At 56.9% G+C, this 15279-nt stretch carries 16 protein-coding genes; 3 read left to right on the forward strand and 13 right to left on the reverse strand.

Features of this window, described 5'->3' with window-relative positions; all coding sequences use genetic code 11:
* Positions 1 to 20: 20 nt before the first annotated feature.
* From uvrA to uvrB, 4 genes are all read right to left on the reverse strand, one after another.
* The gene (uvrA, locus tag JNK62_04150) at positions 21 to 2657 is read right to left on the reverse strand and encodes an excinuclease ABC subunit UvrA (GenBank protein MBL8158696.1); all 2637 of its coding nucleotides are present in this window, start codon (positions 2655 to 2657) and stop codon (positions 21 to 23) included.
* 86 nt (positions 2658 to 2743) lie between these two features.
* On the reverse strand, positions 2744 to 2965 hold the full coding sequence (locus JNK62_04155; GenBank protein MBL8158697.1) for a hypothetical protein: 222 nt from the start codon (positions 2963 to 2965) through the stop codon (positions 2744 to 2746).
* A gap of 62 nt (positions 2966 to 3027) precedes the next feature.
* Entirely contained in the window at positions 3028 to 3951 is a 924-nt protein-coding gene (murB, locus tag JNK62_04160) for a UDP-N-acetylmuramate dehydrogenase (protein MBL8158698.1), read from the reverse strand.
* 311 nt (positions 3952 to 4262) lie between these two features.
* A complete protein-coding gene (gene uvrB, locus JNK62_04165; protein ID MBL8158699.1) occupies positions 4263 to 6284 on the reverse strand; it encodes an excinuclease ABC subunit UvrB in 2022 nt (673 codons plus the stop codon).
* 47 nt (positions 6285 to 6331) lie between these two features.
* Between uvrB and JNK62_04170 the strand changes: the two genes are divergently transcribed.
* A complete protein-coding gene (locus tag JNK62_04170) occupies positions 6332 to 6538 on the forward strand; it encodes a hypothetical protein (protein MBL8158700.1) in 207 nt (68 codons plus the stop codon).
* Positions 6539 to 6553: 15 nt separating this feature from the next.
* Here the strand turns inward: JNK62_04170 and JNK62_04175 are convergent, their stop codons facing one another.
* The 8 genes from JNK62_04175 to JNK62_04210 all read right to left on the reverse strand — a co-directional run bounded on the left by JNK62_04175 (position 6554) and on the right by JNK62_04210 (position 13603).
* Positions 6554 to 7801, reverse strand: coding sequence for a tyrosine--tRNA ligase (locus JNK62_04175; protein MBL8158701.1), 1248 nt, complete (start codon positions 7799 to 7801; stop codon positions 6554 to 6556).
* Positions 7802 to 8312: 511 nt separating this feature from the next.
* On the reverse strand, positions 8313 to 8705 hold the full coding sequence (locus tag JNK62_04180; protein ID MBL8158702.1) for a metallopeptidase family protein: 393 nt from the start codon (positions 8703 to 8705) through the stop codon (positions 8313 to 8315).
* 15 nt (positions 8706 to 8720) lie between these two features.
* Positions 8721 to 9257 (reverse strand): peptide-methionine (S)-S-oxide reductase MsrA, encoded by a 537-nt coding sequence (gene msrA / locus JNK62_04185; protein MBL8158703.1) that lies wholly within the window; start codon positions 9255 to 9257, stop codon positions 8721 to 8723.
* On the reverse strand, positions 9254 to 10171 hold the full coding sequence (locus JNK62_04190; GenBank protein MBL8158704.1) for a DMT family transporter: 918 nt from the start codon (positions 10169 to 10171) through the stop codon (positions 9254 to 9256). Before JNK62_04190 ends, msrA begins: the two co-directional genes overlap by 4 nt.
* Before the next feature lie 26 nt (positions 10172 to 10197).
* Entirely contained in the window at positions 10198 to 11658 is a 1461-nt protein-coding gene (gene lysS / locus JNK62_04195) for a lysine--tRNA ligase (GenBank protein ID MBL8158705.1), read from the reverse strand.
* Positions 11659 to 11676: 18 nt separating this feature from the next.
* Positions 11677 to 12102 (reverse strand): MliC family protein, encoded by a 426-nt coding sequence (locus tag JNK62_04200; protein MBL8158706.1) that lies wholly within the window; start codon positions 12100 to 12102, stop codon positions 11677 to 11679.
* 7 nt (positions 12103 to 12109) lie between these two features.
* Entirely contained in the window at positions 12110 to 13189 is a 1080-nt protein-coding gene (locus JNK62_04205; GenBank protein ID MBL8158707.1) for a YibE/F family protein, read from the reverse strand.
* Positions 13190 to 13204: 15 nt separating this feature from the next.
* Positions 13205 to 13603 (reverse strand): transcriptional repressor, encoded by a 399-nt coding sequence (locus tag JNK62_04210; GenBank protein ID MBL8158708.1) that lies wholly within the window; start codon positions 13601 to 13603, stop codon positions 13205 to 13207.
* A gap of 61 nt (positions 13604 to 13664) precedes the next feature.
* On the opposite strand from JNK62_04210, the gene JNK62_04215 reads away from it, so the two are divergent.
* Positions 13665 to 14492, forward strand: coding sequence for a ZIP family metal transporter (locus JNK62_04215; protein ID MBL8158709.1), 828 nt, complete (start codon positions 13665 to 13667; stop codon positions 14490 to 14492).
* On the opposite strand, the gene msrB is transcribed toward JNK62_04215, so the two are convergent.
* Positions 14455 to 14844, reverse strand: a complete 390-nt coding sequence (gene msrB, locus JNK62_04220; protein ID MBL8158710.1) for a peptide-methionine (R)-S-oxide reductase MsrB — start codon at positions 14842 to 14844, stop codon at positions 14455 to 14457. The genes JNK62_04215 and msrB overlap by 38 nt on opposite strands.
* A gap of 138 nt (positions 14845 to 14982) precedes the next feature.
* Here msrB and JNK62_04225 point away from each other — a divergent pair, with 138 nt between their 5' ends.
* On the forward strand, positions 14983 to 15273 hold the full coding sequence (locus tag JNK62_04225; GenBank protein MBL8158711.1) for a hypothetical protein: 291 nt from the start codon (positions 14983 to 14985) through the stop codon (positions 15271 to 15273).
* Positions 15274 to 15279 lie beyond the last annotated feature (6 nt).

Genomic DNA, 15279 nt, shown 5'->3' on the forward strand with positions numbered 1-15279 from the left:
CCCGCACGCTAGCGGGCCTTTTATTTTTTCTTCTTCGTACGCTTCGCGAGCTCGCGCTTGAGGTACGTGCCAGTGTGGGAGCCTGTTTTTTCCGCGACTTGCTCCGGAGTGCCCTTCGCGACGATCCTGCCGCCATTGGAACCGCCTTCAGGACCGAAATCGACGAGATAGTCGGCGGATTTCAGGACATCGAGATTGTGTTCGATGACGACCACGGAATTACCCCGATCGACGAGACGCTGGAGGATCTCGATGAGCTTCGCGACGTCGTCGTAGTGCAATCCCACGGTAGGCTCGTCGAGGAGGTACATGGTCTTCGTCTGGTGCGGACGATACAGTTCCGACGCGATCTTCACGCGCTGCGCTTCTCCGCCGGAGAGCGTCGTCGCGCTCTGCCCGAGCTCGAGATACGAGAGGCCGACATCCATGAGGGTCTGCAGACGATCAGAGATTGCCGGGATGTCTTGGAAGAATTCGGTCGCTTCCTCCACCGTCATCTTCAAGACGTCGTGGATGCTCTTCTTCTTGAACTTCACATCGAGCGTCTCTTTCATGAATCGCTTGCCGTTGCAGACATCGCACGTGACGTAGACCGTCGGGAGGAAGTGCATTTCCACCGCGACCATACCGTTCCCTTCGCACGCTTCGCAGCGGCCGCCTTTGCGGTTGAATGAGAATCGCGACGGACCCCATGCGCGTGCTTTTGCCTCCTCCGTCATCGCGAAGAGATCGCGGATGTGCGTCCATGCGCCGGTGTAGGTAGCAGGGTTCGATCGCGGCGTGCGGCCGATCGGCGATTGATCTATCAAGATACTGCGGCCGAGGTACTCGGTGCCGGAAAACTCTGCAACGTTGTACTGCTTCGCGGTGCGGAAGCGCTTATCGAAACGGGCCTGCAGGTTGCGATGGAGGATCTCGTAGAGGAACGTGGATTTACCGGAGCCGGAGACGCCGGAGATGACGACGAGTTTGCCGAGCGGGATCTCGACATCCTGATTCTGGATGCTGAACTTCGTCGCGCCTTTTATCTTGATCTTTCCCTTATCCTGCGTGCGGCGCTCCTTCGGGACTTCGACGCGGACTTCGTCACGTAGGTATGCAAGCGTGCGCGAGCCGGATTTGTTCGTCTTCGCGGTAAGGAGATCTTCCAGCCACCCATCGGCGACGATGTTGCCACCGTGCGTTCCGGCGCCGGGGCCGATATCCACGATGTAATCAGCGGCGAAAATGGTGTCTTCGTCGTGCTCGACGACAAGGACGGTGTTTCCTAAGTCGCGCAGACGCTTGAGTGTCTCGATAAGGCGATCGTTGTCTCTCTGATGGAGACCGATGGTCGGCTCATCCAAGACATAGAGCGCTCCCACGAGACCGGAGCCGAGCTGTGACGCAAGACGGATGCGCTGCGCTTCCCCGCCGGAGAGGGTGTTTGCCTTACGATCGAGGGTGAGGTACTCGATGCCGACGTTGAGCATGAATTGGACGCGGCTGGAGATCTCCTTGATGACCGCCTTCGAGATCTCCATCTCTTTTTCACTCAACTGAAGCGCATCGAAAAACTTCTTTGCGTCCTCGATCGACATCGAGCTCACTTCGACGATGTTCTTACGGGATTCCTCCTTCCCCTTCGTGTACAGGTAGACGTGAAGCGCTTCGTTGCGCAGACGCGCGCCCTTGCAGGTCTCGCACGGCTCATCGCTCCAGATGTACTTGGTGCCGATACCGTTACAGGTCGGGCACGCGCCGTACGGCGAGTTGAATGAAAAGAGACGCGGTTCGACTTCCGGAAATGAGAAGCCATCGTACGGGCACATGAACTTCGCGGAGACGATCTTGCCTTCGCCTCCCGGCTCATAGATCTTTACGAGCCCCTCGGCCTCGTGGAGCGCGCGCTCGATCGCTTCGGAGGCGCGTTCGCGGGTTCCCTTCGGATCGTCATTGAATTCGCTGACGAAGATCTCATCGACGATGATGTCGATGTCGTGCTTGAAGTTCTTTTTCAGTTCCACTCTCTGACGGAGAGAGTGCTCATTGCCGTCGATGATCGCTTTCTCAAAGCCCTTGTTGAGCATATCGTAAAGGAGCTGGTAGTACTCGCCCTTACGGCCGACGACCATCGGTGCGGCGATGCGGATTTTTGCCTTGGAAACTCCTGACGTAAGCGCTTCAGGATTCGCTTTCTTGAGTGCCTTCGAGGTCTTCTCGACGGATTTCAAGATGGAATCGAGGATTTCTTCATTCGTGAGCTTGCGGACCTCGCGATCACAGATCGGGCAGTGCGGATGACCCACGCGCGAGTAGAGGACGCGGAGGTAGTCGTAGATTTCGGTGATGGTCGCGACCGTGGATCGCGGGTTGTTGGAGCGGGACTTCTGGTCGATGGAAATCGCCGGTGAAAGGCCGCTGATCTCGTCGACATCCGGCTTCTGCATCTGGCGGAGGAATTGTCGCGCGTAGGCGGAGAGCGATTCGACGTACTTGCGCTGACCTTCCGCGAAGATGGTATCGAACGCGAGTGATGACTTCCCCGAGCCCGAAAGGCCGGTGAATACGATCATTGTGCCGCGCGGCATCTCCACACTCACGTTCTTGAGATTGTGCGTGCGGGCGCCCTTCACGATGATGCTGCCTTCCGTAGTGTGTTTCTTGTTCTTTTCCATACCCGAAACGGCCCCCTGTCTGAGATAGGGGGTACGTGGGACCACTATAGCATACGAGGACCCTTGGAAGAGTCCTCGCTGGTTTCCTAGGCGGCCTGTTCCTGAGTGCTCGCGATACATTCTGACGGGAGCCAGTGATTGATGATCGATCCCTCGAATCTGACGGCAAACCATTCTATGCCGTCAACATCCTCAGAATCGACCACCTCGACACGTGCTCCTACCTTGGCGACCTGCGGCATGCCGCGATGATGCTTCGCCAACGTACCACGCCTCGGGATCGTCGATCCGTCTGCGTTTTCGTCCATGAAAGATCCTCCTTTCGAACGATGCGCGTACTATAACCGCCTGAGCGGTGCTTCATTTTGATCTACCTGAGGATAACTGCTTCTTCTTCGAGCTCGACATCGAATTTCTCTTTCACTTCCCTTTTGATGCGATCGGCGAGTTCACGGACTTCGCTCGCTTTTGCGTTGCCGGTGTTTACGAGGTAGTTGGGATGCTGCTCACTCGATTGTGCACCACCGATCTGTGCTCCCTTGAGACCTACCTTCTCGATAAGCCAGCCTGCAGGTACTCTTCCTCCGCGGCTTTGGACACCCTTCTCTTCTTCAAACATGGAGACGATCGCCTGTGGTGCGATGGGATTCATGAAATAGGAACCTGCAGCGCGGACATTCTGGATGTGGCGCTTTTCACGCTCATGGATGGTCGCCTCAATGGCTGCAACGCTTTCGTTCGGATCGACTTTCTCAAGCTTCAGGTGCACCTTTGTGATGATCCACTCAGGGTTCTTCTTGAAATAACTTTGTCGGTACGCGAATTCGCACTCTGCATTCGCGAATTCGTGCGTGTCTTCGGTTTTAGTATTGATTGCGTGCGCATAGACGAGGAAGTCCTTTATCTCAGGACCGAAGGCTCCTGCGTTGCCGCGCACCGCACCGCCAAGGCTGCCTGGAATGCCGGAGAGCTTCTCCCAGCCGCCGAGACCTTGTTCAGATGCTGAGCTGATGAGTGAGAGCAAATTGCATCCTGCGTCCGCTTCAAGAATGTCACCGGAAAATCCGAAATGGTTGCTCACGATGTGGATGACAAGGCCGTCGAAGCCTTCATCAGGAATGAGGAGATTACTTCCGCCGCCGAGGATGAAGAACGGAACGTCATGTTCACGTGCCCAACCGAGCGCGTCACGGATTTCCTCTTCGGTTTTCACCTCGACGTAGTGTTTTGCTGGCCCGCCGATCTCGAAGGTCGTGAGACTAAAAAGTGGCTTATTATTAAGGATTTCTAACATATTGACATTTACACGTTTTGATGCTATTATTATATCAGAAATCAGCCAAGGGACAAAGGAGTACGTGATGGTAAAAAAAATCCCCATCGAAGTCTGGGTAGGAATGATGGTAACCTCTTCCATTGCAGCCATAATCGTCATGGTAACTGCCAGCTTTTATACGGACTGGGTGACCACCATGAAAATCGCGGCATCTGTCTTGGTTATGCTGATCCTCCTAAAATACCTTGCATACACTTGGATACTGAATTCCAAGAAGCTCTAAATAATTACTGAACATCCTCAACTGGTTGCCCTCTTGGCAGCCAGTTTTATTTTTTACGCGTCTCCAGTTTCGATATTTCGTCACGGAGGAGTGCGGCAGTCTCAAAATCCAAGCGATCGGCTGCTTCGTGCATTTCTATACGCTTCTGCTTGATGAGTTTTTTGATGTCTCCCCCGGCCGCTGCCATGTCGCTCTCGGCGAGCGTCGCAACGGTACGATCACGCATCTTCTGGATGTCCCCGATGATGTCGTGGATCTTCTTGGCGACCGTCTTCGGCGTGATGCCGTGTTTTTTATTGTACGCGATCTGGATTTCGCGACGACGGTTCGTCTCCCCTATCGCGCGCTCCATGGAGCCGGTCTGCATATCAGCATAGAGAAGGACGCGGCCGAGGACGTTGCGGGCGGCACGACCGATGGTCTGGATGAGTGACGTTTCCGAACGGAGGAAGCCTTCCTTATCGGCATCGAGGATGCCGACGAGTTCGACTTCAGGAAGATCGAGTCCCTCGCGAAGCAGGTTCACGCCGACGAGGACATCGAACGCGCCTTTCCGGAAATCGGTGAGCGTCTCGATGCGATCGATGGTCTTCACATCGGAGTGGATGTAGCGCGTCTTGATGTCCTTCTCCTTCAGGAATTCCGTGAGATCTTCGGCCATCTTCTTGGTAAGGACGGTGACCATGGAGCGGCCGCCGCGCTTGGTGACGACTTCCGCTTCTTTGATGAAATCGCGTACCTGACCTTCGTAGCCGTCTTTCGCCACGATCGGGCGCACTTCGATCTCCGGATCGATGAGACCGGTCGGGCGGATGATCATCTCGACCGGCTTCCCGCCTTCCTTGATCTCGAATTCACCTGGTGTCGCGGAGGTATAGATGGTCTGCCCTGTTTCTTTGCGGAACTCATCGAATTTCAACGGACGGTTATCGACCGCGCTGGGGAGGCGGAAGCCGTGCTCGATGAGCGTGAGCTTACGTGCACGATCACCTGCATACATCGCTCCCAACTGCGGCACGGTGACGTGGCTTTCATCGATGATGGTGAGGTAATCCGGCGTACCGTCGGCTTTGTGCGGGAAATACGAAAGGAGGGAATACGATGGCTCGCCCGGTGCGCGGCGATCGAAGTGGCGCGAATAGTTTTCGATTCCCGAACAGAAACCGAACTCCTTGATCATCGCGAGATCCTGACGCGTGCGACGCTTCAAACGTTCCGCCTCGAGGATCTTCCCTTCCTGATCGAGCTCCTTGAGGCGCTCTTTCAATTCGTGCTCGATATCCTTCACCGCCGCATCCATAACATCCTTCGGCGTGACGTACTGTTTCGCCGGAAAGAGGAAAAGCTCAGGCAGTTCTTCGGTAATCGCGCGGGTGATGTGGTCCATCACCTCGATTTTCGAGACCTTTCCGCCCGCAAGATCGATGCGGTAGATGATGCGTTCCCCTGCGGGCATGAATTCGACGTAGGAACCGAGTGCACGGAAGGTCCCTGGGGAGAGATCGCCCGTGGTGCGTTCGAAATACATTGCGATGAGTTTGCGGGTGAGATGGGCGCGCGTCATCGCTTCGCCTTTCTCCAATTTCACGATGTACTTCGCGTATTCCTGCGGATTACCGAGACCGTAGATGCACGAGACGGACGCCACGATGATGACGTCTTTACGCGTCAGGAGCGCTTGCGTCGCCGCATGGCGCAGACGCTCGATGTCTTCGTTGATCATCGCCTCCTTCTCGATATAGGTGTCGGTGACCGGTACGTACGCTTCCGGCTGGTAGTAGTCGTAGTAGGAGACGAAGTAGTGGACCGCCGCGTCCGGGAAGAATTCGCGGTACTCGGCGGCGAGCTGCGCGGCGAGCGTCTTGTTGTGGGCGATGACCAGTGTGGCTTTTCCGTGCTTCGCGATGACGTTCGCCATCGTGTAGGTCTTTCCGGAACCGGTGACACCGAGGAGCGTCTGATCACGCTTTCCCTCCTGAAGCCCTTTCATCATGGCTGAAATAGCCTGCGGCTGGTCGCCGGAGGGTTCGTAGTCGCTCGTGAGGGTGAACGGAGATTGATTTTTCACAGGTACATGGTATTATTTTTCGAGCTATTCTGCAAACGGAGGGACACGTGACGACATTCATGCAGGAGCTTCGTAAGAACCAGAAGAAATTCGGGAAACGACTCAGTGTCGGCGAACTGCAGATGCGCATCCAGTCAGAGGAGAAATTCCGCGAGGATGACCCTGCAGAAGCCGCGGCCCAGCAGCGACTCATCGAGTCACTCAAAGCCCAGCGCGACAAGCGCTTGAAACGACTATTCAACGGCAGCCGCTAGGCTGCCGTTTCTTTTTTAATCGAGCACCAAGACGGCGCTCTGGCGCTTCCCTCGCTTCAATATCGCGAGATTGTTCTGGAAATCCGATTCTTGGAGGACACGCGCGACATCGGTCACCTTTTCATCGCCGAGGGAGATGGCTCCGTCTTCGATGAATTGACGGGCCTCACGCTTCGAGGCCGCAAGATTGGCTGCGATCAGCGCATCAACGACCGGAAGACCGAGCTGGATGCCGGCATTCGGCGCTTCCTGCGCGAGGAGTTGTCTCGCATCGCGCGAGACTTCTGCGAGGGTTTTCTCTCCGAAGAGGACTGCCGAGACGTTTTCTGCATTCTCTGCTGCCTCGGCGCCATGCACGATCGTGGTGACGGCGCGTGCGAGCTCCTTCTGCGCGAGACGCGAGCCCGGCTCCCCTTTGTGGGCATTCATGATGCTCTCCACTTCGTGGAAATGCAGGAGCGTGAGCTTGAGGAGAAGCTCCTCGACCGCTTCGTCGTCGACATTGAGGAAGAACTGGTAGAAGGCATAGGGGGAGGTCTTTTTCGGATCGAGCCAGATCGCGCCCTGTTCGCTCTTGCCGAACTTCTTACCGGTGGATTTATTCACGATGAGCGGCCACGTAAGCGCATGGACTTCCTTCTCGCTCCTGCGGCGGATGAATTCGACGCCCGCGAGAAGATTGGACCACTGATCGGAGCCGCCGACCTGCAGATCGACGCCGTAGGTGTCGTTGAGATGGAAATAATCGTAGCCCTGCAACAAGGAGTAGCTGAATTCCGTGAACGAGATCGGGGATTCGGCATCAAGACGGTTCTTCACGATATCCTTCTTGATCATCGCATTCACCGTGAAGTGTTTGCCGACATCGCGGAGGAATTCGAGGAGCTTCAGTTTCGAGAGCCACTCGGCGTTGTTCACTTCGATGAAATCCGAGGAGCCGAAGACCTGACGGATCTGCTTCGCGACCGCCTTCGTGTTGTGTTCGATCGTCGCTTCGTCGAGAAGATTGCGCTCGGCGCTCTTTCCTCCCGGATCGCCGATCATGCCGGTGCCACCGCCGGTAAGGATGACGATGCGGTGTCCTGCTTCGAGGAACCGACGAAGGACGATGAGCCCCATCAGGTTACCGACATGCAAGGAGTCCGCACTCGGATCGATGCCGAGGTAGAGCGTGCGCTTCTCACCGTCGGTGATCTCTTCGAGGGTTTCAGACGAATGCTGGTGGACATAGCCACGCTGGCGCAGGAGTTCTGAAAGCTTCATCCCATTAGAAATAGAACACGGACTACAAAGTTCCGCACTCTACTTCATTACGGCATATAAAACCGACCTGTATGAGAAGTTCAGATTTCGCGCGTCCGCGATTTCTAACGGGATACATGCAGCAGAATATAGCACGGATTCAAAAAGCGGGTGTCCGGTAGGACACCCGAGGCTGCATTCGCGGATACGGGAGATGGGCAGGGCGCACCTCTGTTCCGTGTTCATTGCATCATGCGGCCAGCCGGTGTGGGTGGGATGAAAAGAAAAGGCCTCGCTGACGCGAGGCCTGTAAGGTGCGAATGCGGCGAATGCCTCCATAGTGGTGGCAGTTGACTTCAGAGACAGTCCCCCGATTCGTCCCGTGAATATACCACAGATTCATGATGTGTCCATGAAAAAGGGCCATCGGAGGATGGCCCAAGTCACGTGGCTGTGCACTTGCAAACGCAGCGCCGTTTCCGAACTTCGGAGAAGCGCAACTACATACACTGTAGCAAGCCCCGCTAATGCGTCAAATGCGGCCGTCGCGGATATTTTCGCGATGCCTTACTTCGTGCTCATCGAGGCCCATGTAGTGCCCGACTTCATGCCAGATTGTTTCCGCGACCACCTGCGCTACTGAGAGCTCATCTTCTTGAGCAGCATGCTCGATGGGCAGCTGGTAGAGCGTGATGGTATCCGGCATGGTGATCCCGACGCCGTAGTGATCGCCGCGCGCGGTAAGCGGGATGCCTTGGTAGTAGCCGAGGAGCGTTTCGTCTTCTTCGAGACCTTCGCGCACTCTCACTTCCTCAGACGGTTCATCTTCGATGAGAATGGCGACGTTCTTGATCTTCGCGCGCACCCATTCCGGCAGCTTCTCGTAGCCTTCTTCGATCAGCTTCTCGAATTCCTCCCGTGACATCAGCGCATCCTAGTATCACACACCGGGATTCACAAGCTCGGCGAATCGTTTGCGGACTTTCTCGATCTTCGGCTCGATGACGAGCATGCAATACGGCGCTGATGTGTGGTTGGCGTAGTAGTTCCGGTGGTAATCCTCTGCGGGATAAAAGTCCGTTGCGGGAACGAGCTGCGTAACGACGCGCGTGCCGTCGTTGAGGGACTCATCCACTTCCTTGATGATGCGTTCGGCGGTCTTCTTCTCTTCCTCGTCGGCGTAGAAAATGATGGAGCGGTACTGTTCGCCGATGTCGTTCCCCTGCCGGTTCGGCGTCGTCGGATCGTGCGAGCCGAAAAAGACCGTGATGAGGTCTTCGTAGCTGACGAGCGAAGGATCGTACGTGATACGGATCACTTCCGCGTGACCGGTAGTTCCGGCACTCACTTCGGCGTACGTCGGATTCACGACGTGGCCACCGGCGTATCCCGGTTCGACTTTCGTCACGCCCTTCAGCATCAGGAATACCGCCTCCGTGCACCAGAAGCAACCGTTGCCGAAGACCACCTGCTTCATACCGCTTGGGCAACCGCTTCAGGCAGTTTGGGTGAATTGAGCTGCGCGACCTTGTACATGGCAAAAAGCAGGATCGCGGCGGCGAGGTATTGGGTCCAGATGAGCGTCGTGCCGTAGAGGAAGTAGTCGATGATGATGGCGGTCATCGGGAACGCGAGCTCCACGATCGCCGAGATACGCGCAGGAGTCGTTTTCAGGCCGCGATAATAGATCCACAGCGCGAGCATGCCGGTGGAGAGCGCGATGCCGAAGAGTGTGAGAAGTTGGATCCCCGTGACCGCGGTGACGGAATCAAGCTGGCCGAAACCGATCACGAATCCGAATGCCAAGGGAACGGTGAGGAGGAACCGCATACCGGTTACCAAGGTATTGCTGTGTCCGATGAGCACGTAGCGCGAGAAGGCGGTGGAGGAACCCCACGCGATCGCCGCAGCGAGCGCCAGAAGCGCGGCGCTGACGTGTGCACCATCTCCCGACATATTCACGACGCCGTTCGGGAAGGTCATGAAGTATCCGGCGACCAAGGCGAGTGCGGCCCACGGCAGATACTTGGTACTCACCTTTTCCCCGAGCACGAACCACGCCGTGATGATGGTGAAGATCGGCTGCAGCTTCTGGAGGAGGAAGACGACGCTGAAGGAGATGTAATTGACCTTCATCAGTGCCGTCGTGAAAAAAAGCGTCCCGAGGACGCCTGAAAGAAGCGAGACGAGGCCGAGCGCGGTGAGTTCGTTCTTGCTGAGCACTTCCTCCTTCCATGCTTTCCAGAGGAACGGCGCGATGAGGATGGCGCCGATGAGGTGTTCATAGAACACGATCGTTGCCGGCGGGAGACCGTAGAGCGAGCGTCGCAGGATGCCATCCAGGCCCCACAAGACAGCGGCGATGAAGATAAGCAGAGGCCCGTACTGCATAGCGGCAGTATACCGCGAAACGACGCCTATTCCGACTTCGGGCGAAGGAGCGGGAAGATCTGGGATTCGTGGGCGGGGCGATTCTCGAGAAACGCGAATAATCTCTCCGAGACGCCGAAGCCGAAGGCCGGCGGCATGCCGTATTCCATCGCTTTCACGTAATCCTCGTCGAGGCGCTGCGCTTCGTCATCGCCTGCATCGCGGAGTTGTTGTTGTTCTTCAAAGCGTGCGCGCTGATCCTGCGGGTCGTTGAGTTCGCTGAAGCCCTTGCCGACTTCGGAGCCGGCGATAAGAACCTGGAATCGTTCGACGACATTCGGATTCGTCTTCGAGCGTTTCGCGAGCGGTTCGAGATAGACCGGAACACCGACGAGGAATGCCGGGCCTGAAATCTTCTTGCGGAGCTGCTTCCAGAGATTATCGATGGCGCGTGCTTTGTTGGGCGAATCGCCGAGGTCCACTTTCGCGTCGCGTGCGGCCTGGATGGCCTCCTCTTCGGTGCAGCTGATCGGATTCACGCCGAATGCCTTCTCGATCTCCTCGCAGAAATCGACGAGCGGCCATTCTTCAGCAAAATCGACGGTGTGCTCCCCTATTTCGAACGTGTATTTCGCATAGACCGCATTCACGATGTGACGATAGAGATCCTTCGTGAACTCCATCCCCTTTTTCATGTCGCTGTAGGCCTCGTACGTCTCGAGCTGGACGTAATCCTGCAGGTGTTCGCGTGACTGGCCTTCGTTGCGGAAGATGCGGCCGATCTCGAAGACCTTCGGGAACCCCGCGACGAGAAGACGCTTCTGCCACAATTCCAGCGAGATACGGAGGTACACATCCATATCCAGCGAGTTGTGCTTCGTGATGAACGGACGCGCATCGGCGCCGCCGGGGGAATTCTCAAGGACCGGCGTCTCGACTTCGACGAAACCTTTCAGCGTGAGGAATTCGCGGATCGATCGCCAGAATGCGGCGCGGCGCTCGAACATGGCGCGGACATCTTCGTTGAGGAGGATGTCGAGGTATCGCTGGCGCAATATCGCTTCCTCGTCTTTGAGGCCGAACCACTGATCGGGGATCGGCATGAGGCTCTTCGCGAGCATCTTCCATTCCTTTACCTTGAGCGATTGGTGACCGCGCTGCGTCTTGAACGCGATGCCGCTTACCTGTATGAAATCACCGATATCCGCGGCCGAGGCGAAAAGATCGAACAGCGCATCATCGAATTCCCCTTTCTGGAAGACGGCCTGCGCCTTGCCGGTACCGTCGAAGAGATCGACGAACATGATGCCGCCTTGGCCGCGCTTGGACATGACACGGCCCGCGAGGGTGACGGGTGTCGCGGATGCTTCGAGATCATCGAAACGTAGGAGAAAATCTGCAGCGTCGGTGTCTTTTTCGGTTTGTGCCGGATACGGCTCCATTCCTGCGAGCTGGAGGAGCTCCAATTTCTTCAACCGATCCTGCTTGAGGTCGTCGCCGCTTGCCATGAGTGAGAATATAGCACGCTACTCGGCCGCTACGCAGTCGGCGTAGGTGATGCTCTCACCCTCCTGCAGATACGCGTCGTTACCCTTGCCGCGGAATTCGATGGTCTCCGAACTGTTGGTGTAGCGGATGCCGCTGCCGGAGATGGCCTGATTGAGCGTGAGTTGTCGGCCGTCGGAGAGCGTGAGATCGACGAGGTCGCGTACGAAGACCGCGGTCATCGTCTTGCCGCCGCTGCAGGTGAAGGTCGCCAAGGCCTCTTCGCCGCCATGCGCGCTTACCTCGCTGCTCTCCGGTGGCGGGGATTCCTCATGGCCGCGTTGCTGCTGCGGTTTCGGCGGAAGCGCGTCGTTGTGCGCGGTCTCGATATTGAGCGACGTGTAGTACCACAGACTGCCCGAGAGGATGACGATGGCTGCAGCGATGAGTGCGTACATCTTATTCATACCGGAATTATACCCCTTCCCGCTTGATGAGCATGCGTACCGCGACGGCCGTCGTGATAGGGACCGCAAGGACCAATCCGATGGATCCGACGAGGATACGGACGATTTCCGTCGCAAACATCTCGCGGTTGATGGTGAGACCGAGGTTGAGATCGCCCGTCTGGTAGAAAAGAAGGAGGAGCGGGAGGCCCGCGCCGAGATAGGCGATCGCAAGCGTGTTTACGAGTGCGCCGACATGCTCGCGGCCGATGCGGATGGCTCGCTGGTAGATCTCCTTGCGGGAAAGGTCCTTGCCGGCACGGCCGAGTTCTTCCACGGCGACTGCCTGACCGATCGCTCCGTCGTAGAGGACGCCAAGGAGTCCGATAAGGATTCCTCCCAAGAGAAGACCGGCGAGATCGATGGCGCCGCGCGCATTCAGGTTGAGATAGGTCACCTCTTCGCCGCTCCAGCCTTCGAGATGCGTGAGATAGATCGCTGCGTACGCAAGCAGGCCGGTGAGAATGATGGTGAAGATCATGCCGACGACCGCCGCAGACGTCATCCTATTGAAGCCGTGGGTCACGTAGGAGCCGAGCGTGACGATGATCGCGGCGACGCCGATGGAGACGAGGATCGGCGAATAGCCGTTGAGGATGCCCGGCAGAAGGAATGCGCCGATGAATACGAGGCTGCCGATGAGGGCAAGAAGACCGCGCGCGCCTTGTTTGCCGCCGAAAACCAGCGTGACGACGATAAAGAGGATGAGAAGCCCGAGCAGTGCGGGCGTGCGATCGCGCTCGAGGACCGAATAATAGTCGGTGCCGTCGTACGCGCTGGTCGTGTGGTTGAGGAAAAAGACATCTCCTTCTTCGAGCTCGAGATAATCATTCTCGATGATAACCTCTTTGCCCTCTTCGGGTGCTTCGAGGATGACGGCACGGATAGTCTGATGCTTCGCCGTGAGATCCATGCCGGGGATCTGACGGATTTCCTCGGTAACGACCTGGATCACCTCCGCTTTCATCGTTACGACGGTGTCAGCGACGAGTTCTTGGGCGCCAGCGAGACTCGGGATGAGAAGGATGGTGAAGAGAAGTGCTTTCATGGATTCAGTATAGCCCTAGGCGCAGGAGCGGCATATACCGAAGAATTCGAGCGCATGATCGTTGATGCGCGAGAATCGCGATGAGGCATGGAGCGCTTGATGCTCGAGTGGAGAATTCCTGCACCCTTCCAGCTCCTCGATGAGACCGCAGCTCGTGCAGACGATGTGGTGATGATGGCCGTGAGAGAGCTCGAAGCGCACCGCGGTGTCCTTGAAGCGCACTTCGTGGACGATACCCGCCTTCACGAGCGATTGGAGATTGCGGTAGATCGTGACCAGATCGGCATCGGCTTTCGCGTGCAATTCTTCCGCGGTCTGCGGACCTCTTGCCTTGCCGAGCGCATGCAGAAGCGCGAGGCGCTGGGGCGTCGCGCGCAGTCCTGCACCTCGCAATATGATGGCGTGATCCGACATATCCCCAGTATACTACATGCAAATGATTTGCAAATAGCTAAAAGGCGTGTATGCTGCCCGCATGAGCATCACTTTCATATCATTTGCCGCCGCGTTCGCGGTCATGCTGATCTCGTTATCGGGCGTGCTGTTTGCCGCGGGCCCCTTGCATCGTTTCGCACAGCGACGCCTCCCCTATCTCGCATCGTTCGCGGGCGGTGTCTTCCTTATCGTCGTCTATCACCTCTTGGAGGAATCGCTGCATGAGGGATCTGTCGCGGTTGCGGCGGGCGCCATACTCTTCGGTGCGGCATTGATGGAAGCACTGCATCACATCCTGCCGGATTCGCACCATCACCACGGCGTCGATCATGGGCACGCGTATACCTCCATCGATGGACGACGCGTACTGCTCTCTGATGCCTTACACAATGTCGGTGACGGCGTACTCATCGTCGCATCGTTTGCGGCGGACTTCCGTGTCGGTATCGCCGCGACGATCGGCATCCTCATCCACGAATTCGTGCAGGAGATCTCCGAGTTCTTCGTCTTGAAAGAGGCAGGATATTCGACTCGGGATGCTTTGCTGCGGAATTTCCTCGCGTCTTCGACCATCCTCATCGGCGTTGTTATCGCGCTCTACTTGGCTTCTGCTGCGGAAATAGCGCTCCTTTTCGCCGGACTTGCCGCAGGTGGATTCCTTGCAGTCATCCTTCGCGACATCATCCCACACACCATCTCCTCGATACGTACCCGCGGCGGTGGCATCGTGCATCTTTTTGCGGTCGTGGCAGGTATCGCACTTATGGTGGGCGTGCAGATCGCGCTCCCGCATCAGGAACACGAGGAGTCGGGCCTTGAAGACGTGGGCGCTACGACTGCGGTTCGAACTCCAGACACACTGAGTTGATGCAATGACGCTTGCCCGTCTGCGTAGGACCGTCGTTGAAGACGTGGCCTAAGTGAGACTTGCACTTCGCGCAGACGACTTCGGTGCGGTGCATCCCATGCGAGGAATCCTCGACGAATTCGACGGCGCCCGGAAGCGCCTCATCGAAGGACGGCCAGCCGGTGCCGGAATCGAATTTCTTCGACGATTCGAAGAGCTGGTTGCCGCAGGCGGCGCATCTGAACATCCCTTCGCGCTTCTCATTGAGGAGTTTCCCCGTGAACGGAGCTTCGGTCCCCTTTTCGCGCAGCACCGCGTATTGCTCAGGGGTGAGCTTCTGCTTGAAATCCTCTTCGGTGGGCTGCGTATCCATGTAAGCAGTATACCCTTGCCTAGATGACGCTCCAGTGAGAGACTGCGGTCCTCTCGTTCTTTAGAGGAAGAATGAATGCGATTGATCCTTTGTGTGGTGGCGGTGCTTATGCTGAGCTCTGCCGCTGAAGCCCGCTGTATGGCACGGCTTTCAGAGCCGCAGGTGTATGTGGCTGATGAGTGCGACGAATGTGAACAGCTTCTCTTCTCACTTCGAGCGCTTCGGCTGAAGCCCGACGTATGCAATATAACCACCGATGCCGAATGCCGGTCGGTGTACGAGACATGGAAGGAAGGCGATGCTATGCCGCTCACCTTCGTGTGCAATACGCCGATATTCGGTAACAAACCGAAAGCGATCATGGATCAGATCGCGCAGGAGAAGAAAGAAATCCATCCCGATGACTACGACTACGGGGATTGGGATTGACTGCAG

It is taken from the genome of bacterium (assembly GCA_016789445.1).
Classification (GTDB): Bacteria; Patescibacteriota; Minisyncoccia; order Phycocordibacterales; family UBA2100; genus UBA10103.